The following is a 16,709-nucleotide window of genomic DNA, read 5'->3' on the forward strand; positions in this document are numbered from 1 at the left end:
AACAGGCAGACGAAATCTACTTTGTAAAGGGCCCGGGGCGGTCCGTCGAGCTATTCAGCGGACCAGAGACCCAGTCGAGAGCCCTGACCGCGTAGTCCTCGTAGCCGTCCCCGTTGAAGTCGATCACACGAGCCGCCGCGGGCTTGCCGTCGGCCGACGCCGTGCCGCCCGCCTGGGCCATCGGCACGACGACCGCGACGGTCAGCGCGAGTCGCACCGCTCGGCCGATGCGGGCGACGACGGGACGGTTCGTGGACATCATCACGCCACAATGATCCGGCCTCGAGCGGGCCGACGCGCGTGGTTCCCGCACTTCGCCTACGGACGGACGGCCGCGCTCCCTTTGCTCGCGGCACGCTTCGCCCTCCAGCGGGCGACGCCGTACGCGACGATCCACGGCAGCACCGTCAGCAGCAGGACGTACACGCCCACGAAGCCGATCACGTCACCGGGCTCCGGCGAAACTTCGTCGGGCTTGAACATCGCCACGGCCGGCACCCCGACCGTCACCCCGGGAACACCTGCGGAACACAGGAACGAGACTCTGCGAGCCCGGCCCCTGGCACGCCCGCACACCACGCCGAGAACGGCCATGACGAACGGCCCGAACGGCACCCAGAGCAGCACCAGGGCGTAGAGCAACGCGGTCCAGTCGTCGGCGTATCCGAACATCATGGCCGCCTCCGATGATCGACGATCAAGCGCCTCCGACGATACGGCCAGCCGGGAGAGCCCTCAACCACCGACCGGGCCGCGCGCAGGACTCCAGGGCTCCGCACAGCGCCACTCCAGGCAATGCGTCGGCAACATGACCGTTTTCGTCCGTCGGGGCCGGGGTCGCTGGTGGTTGGTGACTCCGCCGGAAACGCTCGGGATCATCGACGACATGTGGTTCCGGTGGATCACCGACATCGGGATGGCCGGTCCCGACCGCGGTCCGGGCGGCTCACCTGCTCCTGCCGCCCGGCTACGAGAGGCCGGAGCCGGTCTCGCCGGCCGAACGCCGCTCGGCAGGCTCCCTGAGCCGCGGACACCCGTCTTCGTCAAAGGCAGCCGCCGCGAGATGAACACCGTCCCACCCGTGGACTTCGCCTGCGCCTGTAGTCGTTCTTCGACAGGAGCCGGCGCCCAGGGGAGGTGGTCGCACGATGATCTCGCGGGAGTCCATGACGGGATGCCATGCGCGTCTCGGCCGGACACCGTGTTCCCGCCTTCCTACCGCTTGCGACCGTGCCCGTGGCCCTTGCCGTGCCGGACGGCCTTGCTCTTGGCGTGCTTGTGCTTCACCGACTTGGGTTTGATCTTCTTGGTCCGCTTCGGCGAGGTGCCGGCGACGCTGGAGGAGACGGTGACGGGGGCGGGCGCGGGACGCGCGTCGGCCTGATGGCGCCGCTTCGACGTGGTGGGGCGTCGTTCTTCGATCATCGCCTCGGCCTGCATGACACCGGTCAGCCTCTGTGCTGATGGGGGGACGATGTCGGCGGACGCGTCAGGGTGGGGTTCGCCGGGGGCGGTGCCCCACGACACGGTGGTGGCCACCACGCTGACGATCAAGGCGGTGACGACGGCCGCCTGCCGCCAGTGCACGGCGATCTGCCTGAGCACTGACGGCGACGGGCGCCGATCCCCGGCCGGCGCACGGTCGCGGCCGTCATCGGGACGAGTCGCCGCCGTCCGGCCGCCGTCGTCGGCGACCGCCGCCGGCGAGGTCGCGATCGGATCAGGGTGAACGGTCGCCTGCGCGGCGGTGGCCTGCTGTCCCCGGTCCGAAGAACCCGCCAGACGCAGCAGCTGGGCGTGCGCCTCGGCGCCGTCGGTACGTCGGTCGGGGTCCTTCTCCAGCAGGCCGGTGATGATCGGGGCCAGCGGCCCGGCCTTCGTGAAAGGGGCGGGATCGGTGGTCAACGCCGCGGTTATGGTGGCCAGGGCACTGGTGTGGGCGAAGGGGGCACGCCCTTCGACGGCCGCGTACAGGGTGGCCCCCAACGACCACAGATCGGCTGACGGCATGGCGGGCCCGCCTCGGGCGCGCTCGGGGGCGATGTAGGCCGGCGTGCCGACGACCATGCCCGTCTGTGTCAGCTGGGCCTCGTCGTCGACGCTGGTCGCCAGTCCGAAATCGGTCACGATCGCGTGGCGGTCGCCCGTGAGCAGGATGTTGGCGGGCTTGATGTCGCGGTGCACGATGCCGGAGGCGTGTGCGGCGCGCAGCGCGGCCAGGACCTCCAGCCCGATCCGGGTGACGACGGGCACGGGCAGCGGGCCGTGCTCGGCGATGACCTCGGCGAGGCTGGGCGCGGGAACGAGCTCCAGCACGATCCACGGCCGTTCGTCGGCCAGCACCACGTCGTAGACCGTGGCGATGTTCGGGTGGCTCAACCTCGCGGCGATGCGGGCCTCCCGCATCGTGCGCCCGAGCGACACCTCGTGCTGTGGTCCCGACCCGCCGGAGAGGATCACCTCCTTGATCGCGACCGCGCGATCGAGGAGCTCGTCATGGGCGCGCCAGACCCTGCCCATGCCGCCTCGGCCCAGTTCGGCCAGCAGCCGGTACCGGCCGGCCAGTAACCATCCCTCATACCGCGAAACGGACATGGCACCAGGCCTACCCGCTGGTGATCTCCTCATGCGACGCAATTCCGGCCGCCGCGGCCGTCGACCCCACCGCTCAGGTCCGGCCGTGCGGCCGAGAGGGAGAAGGGCTTCGCCCTGGTCGAGTTCGCCGGAGGACGCGCGGCCCGCCGCGGGCGGAGCCGCACGACTCCGGTCGAGCCGCCGGTGTGCGGGTCACCTTCGAATGGTGCGATACGCGTCGTCGTCGGAGATGTCGATCTTCGAGCGATCCGGCAGCGCCAGGGTGGCCGCGAGCCCGATCACCGCACCGATGATCATGAAGATGGAGATGGCCTGCCAGCCGTAGTCGTGCAGCAGCCAGGTGGCGATCAGCGGTGCGGGGCCGCCCGCGACGATCGAGGCCAGCTGGTAGCCGAGCCCCGCTCCGCCGTACCTGAGGGCGGTGGGGAAGCTCTCGGCGATGAGCGAGGCCTGCGGGCCGTACTCCATGGAGTGCTGGAGCTGCACGATCATCATCGTCAGCAGGATCACCACTGGTATGGCGGTGTTGAGCAGCGCGAAGTACGGGAAGGCGATCACCGCGAGCACGATCGCGCCGAGCGCGTAGATCCGGCGGCGGCCCACCCTGTCGCTGAGATGGCCGAAGTACGGGATCGCGACGAGCTCGACGGCGGCCGCGCAAGTGACCGCGGCGAACGCGAACGTCTTCGACATCCCGATGGCGTCGGCGGTGATGTAGGTGATGGCGAACGTGGTGTAGATGTAGAACGGCATCTGCTCGGAGACCCGCAGGAGCGCGCTGAGCACGACCTCCTTGGGGTGGCGCTTGATCACGTCGATGACCGGGAGCTTGGCCACCTGCCGGGTCTCCAGCAGCCTGGCGAACAGGGGCGTCTCCATGACGCGCAGCCGCACCCAGAGCCCGACGCCGACCAGGATCACGCTGGCCAGGAACGGCACGCGCCAGCCCCAGTCCTTGAACGCGTCGCCCGAGGCGATCGCCACCAGCGACATCGCCCCGGTGCCGAGGATGAGGCCGATGGGCACGCCGACCTGCGGCCAGCTCGCCATCAGGCCGCGCCTGCGCTGGTCGCCCCACTCCATCGAGAGCAGCACCGAGCCGCTCCACTCGCCGCCCACCGCGATGCCCTGCAGGATGCGGAGGATGACGAGCAGGATGGGCGCGGCCACGCCGATGCTGGCGGTGCCGGGCAGCAGGCCGATCAGCGCGCTCGACACGCCCATCATGACCAGAGTGATGATCAGGGTGGCCTTGCGGCCGATCCGGTCACCCCAGTGCCCGAAGACGGCGGCGCCGATCGGCCGGGCGAGGAAGCCCACCGCGTAGGTGGCGAACGCCGACAGGGTTCCCGCGTAGGGGCTGGACTCGGGGAAGAAGACATCGGCGAAGACCGTCGCCGCCGCCGTGCCGTACAGGAAGAAGTCGTACCATTCGATGGCGGTGCCGACGACGCTGGCCGTGGCCGCTTTCCTGACCTGGGATCGGTGTTCCGCCGCTGACAACCGGTTGCTGGCCATCGCCCGCGCCTCCTAAGCCCGGTTTTCCGGGTTGCCTACCCCGGCTTGACCAGGCGAAAATCGGCGTTGTCGGATTGTTAACGATAAATCGGCCCGCGAGCGGCCTATCCCAGGAGCAGGTTGAGCAGGACCGTGTCGGAACCACGGCTCCGGGGGCGGCCGCCATGGTGGTGGAGTCAGGAGGCGTCAGGTCTGGCGGGGGCCAGGATGCGCCACGCCCCCTGGCGTACGGTCCAGGTGCGGCGGGTCACGGCGGGGCCGAGCTCGCCGTCGGCGTTGACCGGCACGGGCTGTCCGGCGATCGTGATCTCCTTGGCCTGGTACGTGCGCACGTCGGCATGGCCCGGATGCTCGCCACGGCGCAGCCGTACGGCGAAGGCGAGGCGGGCCAGCGGCCCGGTGGCGAAGGAGACCATCACATCGGCGAGCCCGTCGTCGGGCCTGGCGGCAGGGGTGAGAGGCGTTCCACCGCCGATCGAGGTGCCGTTGCCGACGCCGACCATGAGGATCCTGCGCCGGCCGTCGGCCACCGGCGTGCCGTCGACGCTGACGCGCAGGCGCCACCCCCGCGTCCGCAGGCCCGCGATCATCGCGCCCACGGCGTAGGCCGCCCGCCGCAGCAGCGGCTTGAGCGGCGCGGCCTGCCTCGAGCCCTGCGCGCCGACGCCGATGTGCACGGCGTTGACCACGATGCCGCCGCGGTCGTCGGTGAGCAGGTCCATCGTGCGCGCACGGCCGTCCAGGACGACACGCGCCGCCTCCAGCGGGTCGAGGGGTAGATCGAGCGCGCGGGCCATGTCGTTGCCCGTGCCCATGGGAACCAGCCCGACCGGCCTGGCCTCCAGCTCGCCGCGCGCGGCCAGCGCCGCCACGACCGCGTGGAGGGTGCCGTCGCCGCCCATCACCACCGGGACGCGGTCGGGATGGCCGGCCAGCACCGGCCCGAGCTCCCCTGGATCTTCGCAGGTCACCACGTCGGCCCCCGCCTTCAGGGCGCGCAGAGCCGTACGGCGGCTGTCGTCGTCGGCCCCGCCGGCCGCCGAGTTGCAGATCACCAGCAGCTTCACAGACCCCTCCTCCGCGTCCTGATCACCTGCCCTTCCGATGGAGGTCCATTCACCTGCCGCACACGCTCCCTCCGCTCGCCTGGTCGACAGGGGGAGGGCCTCCAGCGCGAAACCGGGCGTGCTGCCATCCCGCGCCTTGCCAATCCATGGCGACACCTGTTATTCATTTAGCAGGTGTTGCAAGAGGAGGAGGGTTGGCATGGGCGCGCAGATCTCCCTCAGGCGGCCGCATCGGCCCCGGACCATCAGCTATCACGGCGTCGAAGCGGTTGCCGGATGGAAGGTGAAGCTGTACGGCATCGCCGTACACGCGGCTCCGCGCGCGGAGCTCGTCGCGGCGACCGTGCGGATCGCGGCGTCGGCGCTCCCGCAGCCCGCGTGGGACGAGGGCCGCTACGGCGTCGGGTTCGCCATCGCGCACGACGCGGCGGACCACTGCTTCGCGCTCGTCGACTGGTGGTCCGGCGAGAACGAGATCCACCAGCGGCTCTTCTCCGCGCCGCTGGACCGTCCCGAGGAGCTGCGGCGCCACCCGGGCGAGGCCATCGGCTGCGTCTGGGAGCTGGCGGTCACCGACTTCGAGCGCAGGGCGTGGCTCAGGCACGTGCTCGCCAACCCGGAAGGACCGGACCTGGACGCCTACGTGGCGGCCGACTTCGAAGGAAAGGTGTGAGCGATGGGCATGACGCTGGAACGGCTGGAGCGGTTCGGCGAGGCGTGGCGGAGGAAGGACCTCGACCTGCTGATGGAGTTCATGACCGACGACTGCGTCTTCCGCGCCTCTGTCGGGGTCGAGCCCGGCACGACCTTCCGTGGGCGGGCCGAGGTGCGGCGCGGCTTCGAGCTGATGCTGGCCTACGACGCGGGATACGAGTCGAGGGGCGGGGAGGCGTTCATCACGGGTGACCGTGGCGCCTCCCAGTGGTCGTACGCCAGGACGGGCGACGACGGGAGGGTGCAGGAGGTCCACGGCTGCGACTTCTTCCACTTCGAAGGCGACCGCATCCGGGTGAAGGACGCCTACCGCCGGGTTCACGGACACATCGGCGATGCTGCCGCCGGCTAGGCCCGAGGAGGTCACCGACCTGCCGGCGGGAATCGCGCTGCTGCACCAGTTCGCCAACAGCGAGGATCTGCGGTCGTTCGTCGTTCATGGCCGGCGGCTGGTCGCGCACGACGCTCTGGCCACGCCCGGCGACCTCGGACGCTGGCTGGGGGAGCACGACCTGCTGCCACCAGGACAGGCGGTCGATGAGAACCATCTGGCTCGCGCCAGGGCGTTGCGCGCCGCTCTGCGCGCGGCCCTTCGCCAGGACGAGCCGGGCGGTGAGGTCCTGCGAGACTTCCCGGTCGCGGTCACGCTGAGCGGGCATGGCGCGGAGCTGGTGGTCTCCGGTGACCCGGTGACCACGGCGCTGGCCCGGATCGTGGTGGCGGCGGTCACCGCGACAGCGGACGGAAGCTGGCGGAGGCTGCGGATGTGCCCGGCGCCCGACTGCCAATGGGTCTTCTACGACCGGTCCCGTCCAGGCCGGGCGCGGTGGTGCTCGCCGCGCCTGTGCGGTAACCGGATGAAGACCCAGGCCTACCGCCGCCGCGGCCCGGCGGAGACTCCGTGACGGCCACGCCGGCGAAGAGCACCCGCGGGCCGGCCCCGCGCCGACGACGTCACAGGTACTGGCCGGTCCTGTCCTCCACTGGCTCGTGCGAGGGGCTCGTCCGGATGTCGGAGGGCAGCAGCGCCCGTACGTCCTCGGCCGTCGGATCGCGCAGCGCCAGGATGCGTTCGGCCTGGAGCGCCACCGCCCGGTCGAGGAGGTTGCGGACGACGCGGCCGTTGCCGAAGGACTCGCCCCTCGGGATCGCCCGCAGCACGCGGCGGGCCTCCTCGCTCGCGCCGCCGTACAGAACGAGGCCGGCCGCCGACGCCATGTTCTCGAAGATCGCCACGAGCTCGTCCTCGGTGTAGTCGGGGAATCGCACCGTGGTGGGAAAGCGTGAGGCCAGGCCGGGATTGGCCGCGAGGAAGTCCGTCATCCTGCTCTCGTAGCCTGCGGCGATCACGACCAGGTCGTCTCGGTGCTCCTCCATCAGACGCAGCAGTTCGGCGATCGCCTCAGGTCCGTAGGAATTGAGCGAACCGCCCGGGGTGAGCGCGTACGCCTCGTCGATGAACAGCACGCCGCCGATCGCGCTCTCGACTGCCGCGCGCACCTTGGGCGCGGTCTGGCCGATGTACTCGGCGATCAGGTCGGCGTGCGAGACCTCGACCAGGTGGCCGGACGACAGCAGGCCGAGCTGCGCGTACGCCGAGGCGATCAGCCTGGCGACGGTCGTCTTCGCCGTGCCGGGGTTTCCGGTGAACACCAGGTGCCGAGTGGGCGAGGTGGCCGGCAGCCCCGCCGACCTGCGCAGCCGGTCGGCCTCGACCTCGGCCGTCAGCAGCCGCACCTCGCGCTTGACCGGCCCCAGCCCGACCAGCGCGTCGAGCGCGGCGAGCGGGTCGTCGGCCGGCTGGGTGCGCGCTCCGGCGCGGGCGGTGTCAGGGACGTCCTCGGCGAGGATCTCGTGCAGCGACTCGTCGCCGTCGATGACTCCGTCGGCCAGCAGCCGCCGCGACTGCGCGGCGACCGACCGCTCCAGCAGGCGGAGCGCGAGGCGAGCGCCCGCCGCTTCGGGCCGCGCCGCCCGGACGAGCCGGCCCACCTTGGCCAGAACCCCTTCGCGCAGGACGAATCCGGCCTCGGCCGCTTTGATCTCGTAGAGGGCGACCACCTGGTCGCCGGTGAGGTCGGGGAAGCGCACGACCTTCGGGAAGTACTCCGTCAGCTCCGGGGAGGACTTCAGCAGTCCGTTGACCGCGCCCTCCGGTCCGCAGAGGACGACCACCAGGTCTTCGCCGTGCGCCCGGATTCCGGCGAGCAGCGCGTCGACGACGTCGCGGCTGCGGGCCTTGTCGATGTCCACGCCGGGCCGGGCGAGATTCCCCGCGTCCTCGACGCACAGCACGCCTCCGAGCGCGCGGTCGACGGCCCGCCGTACGTTCACGGTGGCGTCCCCGATGTGCCCGCCCGCCAGGTCGGCGCGGTCGACGGTGACCAGGTGGCCCGAGGAGAGCAGCCCGAGCTCGGCCAACATCCGGCCGAGGACACCCGCGACCATGCTCTTGCCGGTGCCGGGACGGCCGGTGAACACCAGGTGCGGCGGCCGGGCGAGCTCGGGCATCCCGGCCTCGCGGCGCAGCTTCGCCGCCCGTGCCTCGGCGATGACGAGCGCCACCTCCGTCTTGACCGGCTCCAGCCCGAGACACGCGTCCAGCCCGGTCCGCGGGTGGCCGGGGTCGTCGGGCAGGTCGGCGATGGTCACCTTCACGGCGTCCCGCCTTCGCGCCGACGCGACGGCCCGCTCCGCGAGGTGTTCCATGAGACGGGCTCCGCGCAGGTTGAGGAAGCCGGCCAGCCGGGCCGCGGAGTCCGCCGCGTCGTCGAAGGCCGCCGCGCCCCGCCTGACGACCGCCCGCCGGAACAGCTCCGCCCGCTCGGCCTCGGTGAACTCGCGGGTGCGGGCGACGCGGAACTCGTGGTGCAGCGCCGGATTGACCTGCGCGAGCCTGACGTCCCCGCCCGCGCCGCAGGTGGCGACCGCGTGCAGGTCCGGTCGCTGCCGGAGCACCCTGCGGAGCTCTTCGAGAGCCACGGCGCCGCAGCGGCCGTGCTCGCCGATCCGGTCCAGTCCCTGCAGCACCAGCAGATCGCCGGACTCGAGCTCCCGTGTCCGCGACAGCACGTGCAGCGCGGCCTCGCTGGCGTTCATGTTGGCGAACACCTGGTCGGAGACGTAGACGACCTCGGGTGGCCCGTCGGCTTTCGCGAACGCGCGCCGCAGGATGTCGACCGCCGTCATCCGCCCCGTGCTGTCCGGCCCGGCCAGCAGCAACCGCGCCGGTCTCTTCGCGCCGTGCCACCTGGCCTCGACCACGTCGCGGACCGCCTCGGCCAGCTCCGGCTGGCCGACCAGCTCGGCGGCCGGGTCAGCGTGGGGCGCCTGACGGGCGATGAACTTGGCCAGCAACGGGTTGACGGCCTTGCGCGGCCCGCACAGCATGCGCAGGTCCCGCTGGAACGCGCTGACCGGCAGCGAGCTCTCCGGGTTGACCGCGGGCCCCGGCAGGCCCTGGACGGCGCCGGTGACCCTGATGGCCATGTCGAGCCAGGCGCGGCAGGCCTCGGCTTCCCCCGCGAGGACCCCGCGTGCAAGCCACGACCGCACCAGCGCGTGCCAGCCGTCGGCGTTGAATCCCTCGTGCAGCTGGGAGAACAGGGCTTGCACCTGGGTGTATCTCGCCATGCCCAGGCTCATGGCGAGCTCGGCGGGCACCTCGGTGATCTCGGCCTGCGCGAGCAGGCACGCCAGCGTCACCTCGTCCTCGAAGGTGAGGGCGGTGCCCGGCAGCGGTCCCGCGCTCGCCGCCCCCGGCACGTTCTCGATGAGACGGGTGTGCGCGGCCAGGAAACCGGAACAGGCCCAGTCCAGATAGCCCGCGGGCCCCAGCAGCTCGGGCAGTACGGCCAGCAGTCGCGGGTCCGCCCGCTCGGCCCACATCCGCGGCAACACCTCCAGCGGCGCGACAAGATCCTGCTTGGCCAGCGCTGGCTCCGCGGCGCGCAGGTCGTGCAGGGCGATCAGCGCCCTGCGGCGCGGCTCGAGCGGCTCGATGCCCGCGAAGACGTCCAGGCACCGGCGCGCGAGCCCGAACGCGAGCTCACGCAGTTCCGGATCGTCGCCGGTGCCGTCCAGCAACCAGTACGCGGGCGGCAGGAAGGGAGTGTCGGCCGACGACCACGTCCAGCCGCGGTTGGGTCGCCTCGGCTCCGCCACGAAGTCGCTCATCGTCTCGTAGGCGAGGTCGCACGCGGTGCCTCCGCACACCGCCACCGACCCGACGAGGAACTGCAGCAGGTACCACAGCTCCGCGCCGATCACGGTGGTGCCCTCGGCGAGGAAGTCGGGCAGCTCGACCGCGAGCGCCTCGGCCGCGGGATCGTTGTTCAGTGCGACGGCCCGCGCCCGAACCTGCTCGTACAGGCCGTCCGGGACTCGCCAGGGCCCGTAGGAGTACAGGTCCAGGACGGGTTCGTCGGAGAGCAGGAGCTGGAGGTTCTCCGGCAGGCTTGGGCGATCCATGGCCGGGATCTTACGGCCCGCGCGGCCGGTTGTAGGAAATCTACTTTGTAAAGGCGCCCGGCTCGGTCGGAGGTCAGTCCACCATCGCCTGGGCCCGGTCGCCGATCGACCGGAGGACGGCGTCGGGGACGACGAGGTCGGCCTTCGGGCGGGTGGTGGCGATGAGGTCGGCGTTGCGCTGGTCGGTTCCCAGCACCCAGGCCACGGCCGCGTCGTGGTCCTTTCCGAACCGCTCGTGGCGGGAGACGAGGCGGCGCACCCGCTCGTCGGAGTCGAGGTCGCAGTACCAGACCTCGTGGAGCCTGGGCCGCACGTGTGCCCAGTCGCCTTGGTCGAGCAGCAGGTAGTTCCCCTCGGTGACGACGAGCCTGGCGGCCCGGGGGATCGGGATGCTCCCGGCGATCGGCTGCTCCAGGTCGCGTTCGAACGCCGGTGCGTAGATCACGTCGTCCTCGTCCTCCCGAAGGCGGCGAAGCAGGGCCGCGTAGCCGGCGGCGTCGAAGGTGTCAGGGGCTCCTTTACGGTCGCGTCGCCCGAGCCGGTCGAGCTCGACGTCCGCGAGGTGGAAGCCGTCCATCGGCAGCTGTGCCACCCATTCCAGCGGCGGCAGACCGGCGGGAGGCGTCCGCCGCAGCAGGGCGACCAGGTTCTCGGCGAGCGTGGTCTTGCCCGACCCTGGACTCCCCGCGATGCCCAGCAGCGCCCGATGCCCGCCGCGGACGAGGGAGCGGGCCCGGTTCGCCAGGTCGTCGAGGGACGTCATCGCGATCGGCTCGTGTGGAGCTGGTTGGTGATGAAGGCGTGGGCGTGGCGCGCCAGGTCCTCGCCGTCGGACCAGAGGTTGCGCCAGATGGCCAGATCGTTGGACAGACCCCGCATCACGACCGCCGAGGAGAAGGATTCGAAGGTGATCGGCCCACGGTAGCCGATGTCCGCCAGCGCGTGGAAGAACGAGGTGAAGTCCAGGTGGCCGGAGCCGAGGTAGCCGCGGTGGTTCTCGCCTATGTGAACGTAGCCGAGCCGCTCTCCGACCTCGTGCACGGGCCGTACCAGGTCGTCCTCCTCGATGTTCATGTGGTAAGTGTCCAGATGGATGAGCACGTTGTCCTCGCCGATGTCGTCGGCCAGGACGAGCGCGTCGCGCGCGGTGTTGACGACGTTGGTCTCGTACCGGTTGCAGATCTCGAGGCCGAGCGTCATGCCGTGCTGCCGGGCCTCCTGGGCCAGCCGGCGCAGCACCGACACCACGTTGCGGCGTCCGGCGGTGGTCAGCGGGTGGTCGTACTTGCCCAGGGCGCTGTAGAGGGCGCCGGTGAAGTGGGTGCCGCCGAGCGCGCGGGTCACGGCGAGGGAGTCGTGCAGCAGCTTCTCGCCGCGTTCCACCACGGACGGGTCGTCGCTGGAGACGTCGGCGTCGAAGGCGAGGCCGCGCGAGCACGCCACGCCGAGGCCGGCGGCGCTCAGGGCGTCGCGTGCGGCGTCGACGTCGAGGTTCGTGGAGTCGTGCAGGGAGATCTCGAGGAGGTCGAACCCGGTGGCCTTGGTCTTCTCGATCGCGGAGGCCACCGAGGACGGGCTGGTGTCACCGGCCCAGACCAGGGCGTGCACACCGATCGGGTTGGTCGTGGTGTCGTTGGTCATCAGATGGGTGCTTCCTTGGGTTGCTCGGGATGTGTTCAGCGGCCGACGGCGCCGGTGATGAGGGCGACGATCTCCTCGCCGGTCGTCTCGGCCGTACGGCGTCCGCCGACGCAGCGACCGGCGCGCATCACCCACACCTGGTCGCTGAGCCGCATGACCTGTGCGAAGTTGTGGCTGATGAGCAGGACGGAGTGCCCCTCGTCGCGCATCCTGACGATGAGCTCCTCGACACGCGCGGTCTCCTGGACGCCGAGGGCGGCGGTGGGCTCGTCCATGATGACGAGCTTGGAGCTGAAGCCGGCCGCGCGGCAGATGGCGACGGCCTGGCGCTGACCGCCGGAGAGCCGCCGTACACGAGAGCGGACCGCGGGCACGTTGACGGCGAGCGTGGAGACCATCTCCCTCGCGCGGACCTGCATGGATCGCCGGTCGAGGACGGCGACAGGGCCGAAGCGGCGGACGAGCTCGCGGTTGAGGAAGAGGTTCTGCCAGACCGTGAGGTCTTCGACGAGGGCGAGGTTCTGGTGGACGGTCTCGATGCCGGCCTCCCTGGCGTCCTCGGGCGAATGGAAGTTGATCTCGTCGCCGTCGAAGACGATCCGCCCGCTCTGCGCCCGGTGGATCCCGGAGACGCAGCGCACCAGCGTGGACTTGCCCGCGCCGTTGTCGCCGACGAGGGCGGTGATCTCCCCGCGGCGCAGTGTCAGCGAGACGTCGACGAGGGCGCGCACGTTGCCGAAGGACAGTGAGACGTTCTCCGTACGCAGCAGCATGTCGTCGCGTGCGCCGGGCTGGAGCTGATCGGTCATCGCTGAAACCTCGTCAGGAGTGCGGCCAGCACCACGACGATGCCGACGGCCAGGGGCTGGTAGAACTGCGAGACGCCGAGCAGGGTGAGCCCGTTGACCAGGGCGATCAGCAGCAGGGCGCCGATGACGGGCCCCACGATGGTTCCCCGCCCGCCGAAGAGGCTGACCCCGCCGAGCACGACGGCGGCCACGGAGTTGAGCAGGAAGGCGGTGTTGGCGGCCGGCTCGGCGGCACCGATGCGGGCGACCAGCAGGATCGCCCCGAGTCCGGCGAGCACGCCGCTGATCGTGTAGACGGCGATCTTGATGCGCTGGGTGCTGATCCCCATCGCCGTCGCGGACTCCGGTGCCCCGCCGGTGGCGAGCAGGTGAGTGCCGAAGCGGGTGTGGAAGAGAGCGGCGTGGGCCACCACGGCGACGACGAACGCGATGATGACCGACCAGCCGAAGATCCCGATGCCGCCGGTCGACAGGCTCAGCAGGGCCGGGTCGATGATCGTCACGGGCTTGCCGTCGGCCAGGATCAGTGCGAGGCCGGAGGCGGCGGAGAGCGTCCCGAGTGTCACGATGAAGTCCGTGATCTTCCCTCGCGCGATGATCACGCCGTTGGCCACGCCGACCAGGCCCGAGGCGACGACCGCCATGAGGCACGAGAGCGGCAGTCCCCACCCCGCGGCGTAGGACTGGCCGAAGGCGACCGCGCCCAGGGTCATGGTCGAGGCGATCGACAGGTCGATGCCCGCCGTGGCGACGACGAAGGTCTGGCCCACCGAAAGAATGATGAGGATCGCCGCGGCGACCAGCATGGACGCGATGTTGCCCGCGCTCAGGAACGTCGGGTTCAGGACCTGGAAGACGATGACGAGGACGACCAGCCCGACGAGGGCCGCCCACTCGGCCCAGAAGCCGACATCCTTCAGCTTGGTGGACCAGGCCTCGTGCTCAGGTGCCGCGAGCGTTGCGTTTGCCATGGATGTCCTCCTTGTCGCGGCGGGCCGTGCGCGCCGGGCGGGCCGGGCGCCGGGCGCTCGCCGCGACGGTGAGCTGCTACTGGATGAGGGTCTTGAACGGGTCGTCGTAGGCGCCGAAGGGCTTGGGTGTGGCGGCCAGCGCCTTGTCGGCGGTGTCCTTGGAGACCAGCTCGACGGGGGCCTTCACGTCGGGTGGCAGGGGCTTGCCTGTCGCGGCGGCCTGGCAGGCCTCGACGCCCATGAGGCCGATCGCGTACGGGTACTGGGCGACGGTGCCGTCCAGCGTCCCGGCCTTGACCGCCTCCAGCGCGTCCTTGATGCCGTCGACGCTGATCACCTTGATCTTGCCCGTCTTGCCGGAGTTGGCGATGGCCCGCGCCACGCCCAGCCCCATGTCGTCGTTGGCGACGAAGAAGCCCGCCAGGTTCGGGTTGGCCCGCATGACGTCCGTCGCCGCGGTCAGCGCCGTCTGGCGGTCCCAGTTGGCGGCGACGGTCTGCACGACCTTGAGCTTGGGGCCGATCCCCTGCTGGAACCCCTCGACCCGGGCGGCGCTGGTGACGTCTCCCGCGATGCCGCCGACCACGGCGAGGTCGCCGCCCGCGGGCACGAGCTCGGTCATCCGCGCTCCGGCCATCTTTCCCGCTTGGACGTTGTCGGTGCCGATGTAGGTGGCGAGCTTGACGTTGGCGCTCTTGGCCGCAGTGGCGTCGACCGGGCTGTCGATGTTGACGACGGTCTTGTTCAGCACGGAGAGCCGGGCCAGGCCCTGGATGAGGTTGGTGCCGGAGATCGGGTTGACCACGTAGCAGGAGAAGTCCTGCCCGGCGAGGCCGTTGAGCTTGTCGGCCTGGCCGGTCGTGTCGGTGATGGAGTTGGCCGCCTGGACCGTGACGGGCACGCCGGCCGCCTTGGCCTGGTCGTTGATGCCCTGCTCCATCGTCTGGAAGAAGGGGTTGTCCAGGCCCTTGATGATGGCGGCGATCTTCGTTTGGGTGCCTGCCGCGGCGCTCGCGCCGGTCGTGTCGCTCGCGCCGGTCGTGGCGTTCGTGTCGGCGGATCCGCTGGAGCCGCAGGCCCCGAGCACGAGGGCGCCCGCGGTCACGACCGCGCCGACTGCCGCCGCGCGACGGCCTCTGGTGTTCACGTGCATTCGGGTGCCCCTTTCGGCGTTGGTGTGATGACCGTAAAGCCACTTCCGTAGTCAAACAAGATGTCTTTCGACTTTTTATGTCGAAACATCCTTGACTTACGCATAGCGCAGTTCATAGCTAGAGTGGTCGGATGCACAGGATGCACACGCCGGGCATCGTCGCGGCGCGGATGGGGGTCAGCGCCGGCGAGATCCTCAGCCTGTTCCGAGACTCCACAGACGGCCTCACCAAGGCCGAGGTCATGCGCAGGACCGGGCTCTCGCGCACCACGGTCAACCAGCGCCTGGACGGGCTGCTCGCCGCAGGTCTGCTGATCCCGGCGCCGGAGGACGCACGCACCCGGGGCCGCCCCGCCGGCCAGTTCATCGTCAACCGCGGCCGCGGGATGCTGCTGGTGGCCGACATCGGCGCCACCGGCCTGCGCGCCGCCCTGTGCGACCTGGGCGGGGAGGTGCGCGCCGAGCTAGAGACGCGTGCCGACGTGACGGCGGGCCCTGAGGCGATCCTGTCGATCGTCGACGAGCTGTTCGCCCGGATCCTGAAGGACGGCAACCAGGACGCCGCCTCGGTGCTCGGCGTGGGCATCGACGTTCCCGGCCCCGTCGACTTCGCGACCGGGCGGGTGGTCAGCCCGCCGATCATGACCGGCTGGGACCGCTTCGACATCCCCGGGTGGTTCGGCTCCCGCTACGGCTGTCCTGTCCTGGTCGACAAGGACGTCAACGCGATGGCCTTCGGGGAGCAGCGCCTGCGCTATCCGGATGTCCCGCACCTGCTCATGGTCAAGATCGGCACGGGGGTCGGCACCGGTCTCATCGCGAGCGGGCAGGTGCACCGTGGCGCCGACGGCGCGGCAGGCGATGTCGGCCACATCCAGGTCACCGTCGACGGCGTGACCGAGCCGCCCGTGTGCCGGTGCGGCAACGCCGGCTGCGTGGAGGCCTACGCGGGCGGGTGGGCCCTGGTCCGCGACCTGCGGGAGGCGGGCCGCGACGTCGTCACCGTGGACGACGCCGTGCGCCTGATCCGCGCCGGCGACCTCGTCGCGGTACGGCTGGCCCGGCGCGCGGCCCGCATTCTCGGCGGCGCGATCGCCGACACGGTCAACCTGTTCAACCCGCGCGTCATCGCGATCGGCGGCCAGCTCGCCCACACCGACGAGCAGCTCTTCGCCGGCATCCGCGAGATCGTCTACCGGCGGTCCCTGCCGCTGGCGACCCGCAACCTCCAGATCGTCCGCAGCGACCTCGACCCCCACGCGGGGATCCTCGGGCTCGCGCAGCTCCTCGTGGACGGGATCTACACCCCGGAGCGGGTTCAGGAACTCGTCGACGGAGCGGTGGCCTAGCCGGGGCTGGTTCCGCGGATCGAGGAAGCGTCCAGGCTCAGTCCAGATGGAACACTTCCTCCAGCGAGAGCATCTCTTCGTCGGGGCGGCGACCGTCGAGCTCCTCGAAGAACGGCGCCATCTCGGCCTGCCAGCGGGCGTTCACCTCGGTCCTGGCCATCGCGGCGCGGGCCGCCTCGAAGTCCTCGGTCTCGAGGTAGCCGACGAGCAGCCCGTCCGGGCGCAGGAACAGCGAATAGTTGCGCCATCCCGTGCGGCGCAGCGCGTCGAGCATGTCCGGCCAGACGGCCGCGTGGCGTTCCCGATACTCCTCCAGCCGCTCCGGGCGGACTTTCAGGAGGAAGCAGACGCGTCGCATGAAGCTCCCGGACTAGAAACGTTTTAACACCTTCCCTCTCGACCCTATGAGCCATGCTCTGCCG

16 protein-coding genes are annotated in these 16,709 nt (G+C 70.9%); 4 read left to right on the forward strand and 12 right to left on the reverse strand.

Features of this window, described 5'->3' with window-relative positions:
- Nucleotides 1–16 precede the first annotated feature (16 nt).
- The 5 genes from AB0B45_RS20015 to AB0B45_RS20035 all read right to left on the reverse strand — a co-directional run bounded on the left by AB0B45_RS20015 (nucleotide 17) and on the right by AB0B45_RS20035 (nucleotide 5,180).
- Nucleotides 17–265: a hypothetical protein gene (locus AB0B45_RS20015; protein ID WP_358132418.1), complete on the reverse strand. Its 249-nt coding sequence runs from the start codon at nucleotides 263–265 to the stop codon at nucleotides 17–19.
- 53 nt (nucleotides 266–318) lie between these two features.
- On the reverse strand, nucleotides 319–675 hold the full coding sequence (locus tag AB0B45_RS20020) for a hypothetical protein (RefSeq protein ID WP_358132420.1): 357 nt from the start codon (nucleotides 673–675) through the stop codon (nucleotides 319–321).
- Nucleotides 676–1,215: 540 nt separating this feature from the next.
- Nucleotides 1,216–2,595 carry a serine/threonine-protein kinase gene (locus tag AB0B45_RS20025; RefSeq protein ID WP_358132422.1) on the reverse strand — a complete coding sequence of 460 codons (1,380 nt, stop codon included), beginning with the start codon at nucleotides 2,593–2,595 and terminating at the stop codon, nucleotides 1,216–1,218.
- 192 nt (nucleotides 2,596–2,787) lie between these two features.
- Entirely contained in the window at nucleotides 2,788–4,113 is a 1,326-nt protein-coding gene (locus tag AB0B45_RS20030; protein ID WP_358132424.1) for an MFS transporter, read from the reverse strand.
- Between the two features lie 176 nt (nucleotides 4,114–4,289).
- Nucleotides 4,290–5,180: a diacylglycerol kinase family protein gene (locus tag AB0B45_RS20035; RefSeq protein WP_358132425.1), complete on the reverse strand. Its 891-nt coding sequence runs from the start codon at nucleotides 5,178–5,180 to the stop codon at nucleotides 4,290–4,292.
- Between the two features lie 199 nt (nucleotides 5,181–5,379).
- Between AB0B45_RS20035 and AB0B45_RS20040 the strand changes: the two genes are divergently transcribed.
- The 3 genes from AB0B45_RS20040 to AB0B45_RS20050 are packed head-to-tail and all read left to right on the forward strand — an operon-like array spanning nucleotide 5,380 to nucleotide 6,799.
- Nucleotides 5,380–5,853 (forward strand): hypothetical protein, encoded by a 474-nt coding sequence (locus tag AB0B45_RS20040; RefSeq protein WP_358132427.1) that lies wholly within the window; start codon nucleotides 5,380–5,382, stop codon nucleotides 5,851–5,853.
- 3 nt (nucleotides 5,854–5,856) lie between these two features.
- Nucleotides 5,857–6,246, forward strand: coding sequence for a nuclear transport factor 2 family protein (locus tag AB0B45_RS20045; protein ID WP_358132428.1), 390 nt, complete (start codon nucleotides 5,857–5,859; stop codon nucleotides 6,244–6,246).
- Nucleotides 6,230–6,799, forward strand: coding sequence for a CGNR zinc finger domain-containing protein (locus tag AB0B45_RS20050; protein WP_358132430.1), 570 nt, complete (start codon nucleotides 6,230–6,232; stop codon nucleotides 6,797–6,799). The genes AB0B45_RS20045 and AB0B45_RS20050 overlap by 17 nt, the downstream gene beginning before the upstream one ends.
- Nucleotides 6,800–6,848: 49 nt before the next feature.
- Here AB0B45_RS20050 and AB0B45_RS20055 read toward each other — a convergent pair whose 3' ends face one another.
- The 6 genes from AB0B45_RS20055 to AB0B45_RS20080 all read right to left on the reverse strand — a co-directional run bounded on the left by AB0B45_RS20055 (nucleotide 6,849) and on the right by AB0B45_RS20080 (nucleotide 14,938).
- Nucleotides 6,849–10,364 carry an AAA family ATPase gene (locus AB0B45_RS20055; RefSeq protein WP_358132432.1) on the reverse strand — a complete coding sequence of 1,172 codons (3,516 nt, stop codon included), beginning with the start codon at nucleotides 10,362–10,364 and terminating at the stop codon, nucleotides 6,849–6,851.
- 73 nt (nucleotides 10,365–10,437) lie between these two features.
- Nucleotides 10,438–11,127, reverse strand: coding sequence for a nucleoside/nucleotide kinase family protein (locus AB0B45_RS20060; RefSeq protein WP_358132434.1), 690 nt, complete (start codon nucleotides 11,125–11,127; stop codon nucleotides 10,438–10,440).
- The gene (locus tag AB0B45_RS20065) at nucleotides 11,124–12,005 is read right to left on the reverse strand and encodes a sugar phosphate isomerase/epimerase (RefSeq protein ID WP_358132435.1); all 882 of its coding nucleotides are present in this window, start codon (nucleotides 12,003–12,005) and stop codon (nucleotides 11,124–11,126) included. Before AB0B45_RS20065 ends, AB0B45_RS20060 begins: the two co-directional genes overlap by 4 nt.
- A 35-nt stretch (nucleotides 12,006–12,040) precedes the next feature.
- On the reverse strand, nucleotides 12,041–12,814 hold the full coding sequence (locus AB0B45_RS20070; protein ID WP_358132437.1) for an ATP-binding cassette domain-containing protein: 774 nt from the start codon (nucleotides 12,812–12,814) through the stop codon (nucleotides 12,041–12,043).
- Nucleotides 12,811–13,785 carry an ABC transporter permease gene (locus AB0B45_RS20075; protein ID WP_358132439.1) on the reverse strand — a complete coding sequence of 325 codons (975 nt, stop codon included), beginning with the start codon at nucleotides 13,783–13,785 and terminating at the stop codon, nucleotides 12,811–12,813. Before AB0B45_RS20075 ends, AB0B45_RS20070 begins: the two co-directional genes overlap by 4 nt.
- 76 nt (nucleotides 13,786–13,861) lie before the next feature.
- Nucleotides 13,862–14,938, reverse strand: a complete 1,077-nt coding sequence (locus AB0B45_RS20080) for a substrate-binding domain-containing protein (RefSeq protein ID WP_358132441.1) — start codon at nucleotides 14,936–14,938, stop codon at nucleotides 13,862–13,864.
- A 131-nt stretch (nucleotides 14,939–15,069) separates the two neighbouring features.
- Between AB0B45_RS20080 and AB0B45_RS20085 the strand changes: the two genes are divergently transcribed.
- Nucleotides 15,070–16,287 carry an ROK family protein gene (locus AB0B45_RS20085; RefSeq protein ID WP_358132443.1) on the forward strand — a complete coding sequence of 406 codons (1,218 nt, stop codon included), beginning with the start codon at nucleotides 15,070–15,072 and terminating at the stop codon, nucleotides 16,285–16,287.
- A gap of 37 nt (nucleotides 16,288–16,324) precedes the next feature.
- Here AB0B45_RS20085 and AB0B45_RS20090 read toward each other — a convergent pair whose 3' ends face one another.
- Nucleotides 16,325–16,645, reverse strand: a complete 321-nt coding sequence (locus tag AB0B45_RS20090) for an L-rhamnose mutarotase (protein ID WP_358132445.1) — start codon at nucleotides 16,643–16,645, stop codon at nucleotides 16,325–16,327.
- Nucleotides 16,646–16,709 lie beyond the last annotated feature (64 nt).

Source organism: Nonomuraea sp. NPDC049152 (assembly GCF_040648355.1).
GTDB lineage: Bacteria > Actinomycetota > Actinomycetes > Streptosporangiales > Streptosporangiaceae > Nonomuraea.

Bases quoted from the DNA above. Each gene is read 5' to 3' on its own strand.
- AB0B45_RS20080 (WP_358132441.1), bottom strand. From the start codon at position 14,938: ATGCACGTGAACACCAGAGGCCGTCGCGCGGCGGCAGTCGGCGCGGTC.
- AB0B45_RS20045 (WP_358132428.1), top strand. From the start codon at position 5,857: ATGGGCATGACGCTGGAACGGCTGGAGCGGTTCGGCGAGGCGTGGCGG.
- AB0B45_RS20070 (WP_358132437.1), bottom strand. From the start codon at position 12,814: ATGACCGATCAGCTCCAGCCCGGCGCACGCGACGACATGCTGCTGCGT.
- AB0B45_RS20065 (WP_358132435.1), bottom strand. From the start codon at position 12,005: ATGACCAACGACACCACGACCAACCCGATCGGTGTGCACGCCCTGGTC.
- AB0B45_RS20020 (WP_358132420.1), bottom strand. From the start codon at position 675: ATGATGTTCGGATACGCCGACGACTGGACCGCGTTGCTCTACGCCCTG.
- AB0B45_RS20060 (WP_358132434.1), bottom strand. From the start codon at position 11,127: ATGACGTCCCTCGACGACCTGGCGAACCGGGCCCGCTCCCTCGTCCGC.
- AB0B45_RS20085 (WP_358132443.1), top strand. From the start codon at position 15,070: ATGCACAGGATGCACACGCCGGGCATCGTCGCGGCGCGGATGGGGGTC.
- AB0B45_RS20030 (WP_358132424.1), bottom strand. From the start codon at position 4,113: ATGGCCAGCAACCGGTTGTCAGCGGCGGAACACCGATCCCAGGTCAGG.
- AB0B45_RS20025 (WP_358132422.1), bottom strand. From the start codon at position 2,595: ATGTCCGTTTCGCGGTATGAGGGATGGTTACTGGCCGGCCGGTACCGG.
- AB0B45_RS20090 (WP_358132445.1), bottom strand. From the start codon at position 16,645: ATGCGACGCGTCTGCTTCCTCCTGAAAGTCCGCCCGGAGCGGCTGGAG.
- AB0B45_RS20075 (WP_358132439.1), bottom strand. From the start codon at position 13,785: ATGGCAAACGCAACGCTCGCGGCACCTGAGCACGAGGCCTGGTCCACC.
- AB0B45_RS20055 (WP_358132432.1), bottom strand. From the start codon at position 10,364: ATGGATCGCCCAAGCCTGCCGGAGAACCTCCAGCTCCTGCTCTCCGAC.
- AB0B45_RS20040 (WP_358132427.1), top strand. From the start codon at position 5,380: ATGGGCGCGCAGATCTCCCTCAGGCGGCCGCATCGGCCCCGGACCATC.
- AB0B45_RS20050 (WP_358132430.1), top strand. From the start codon at position 6,230: ATGCTGCCGCCGGCTAGGCCCGAGGAGGTCACCGACCTGCCGGCGGGA.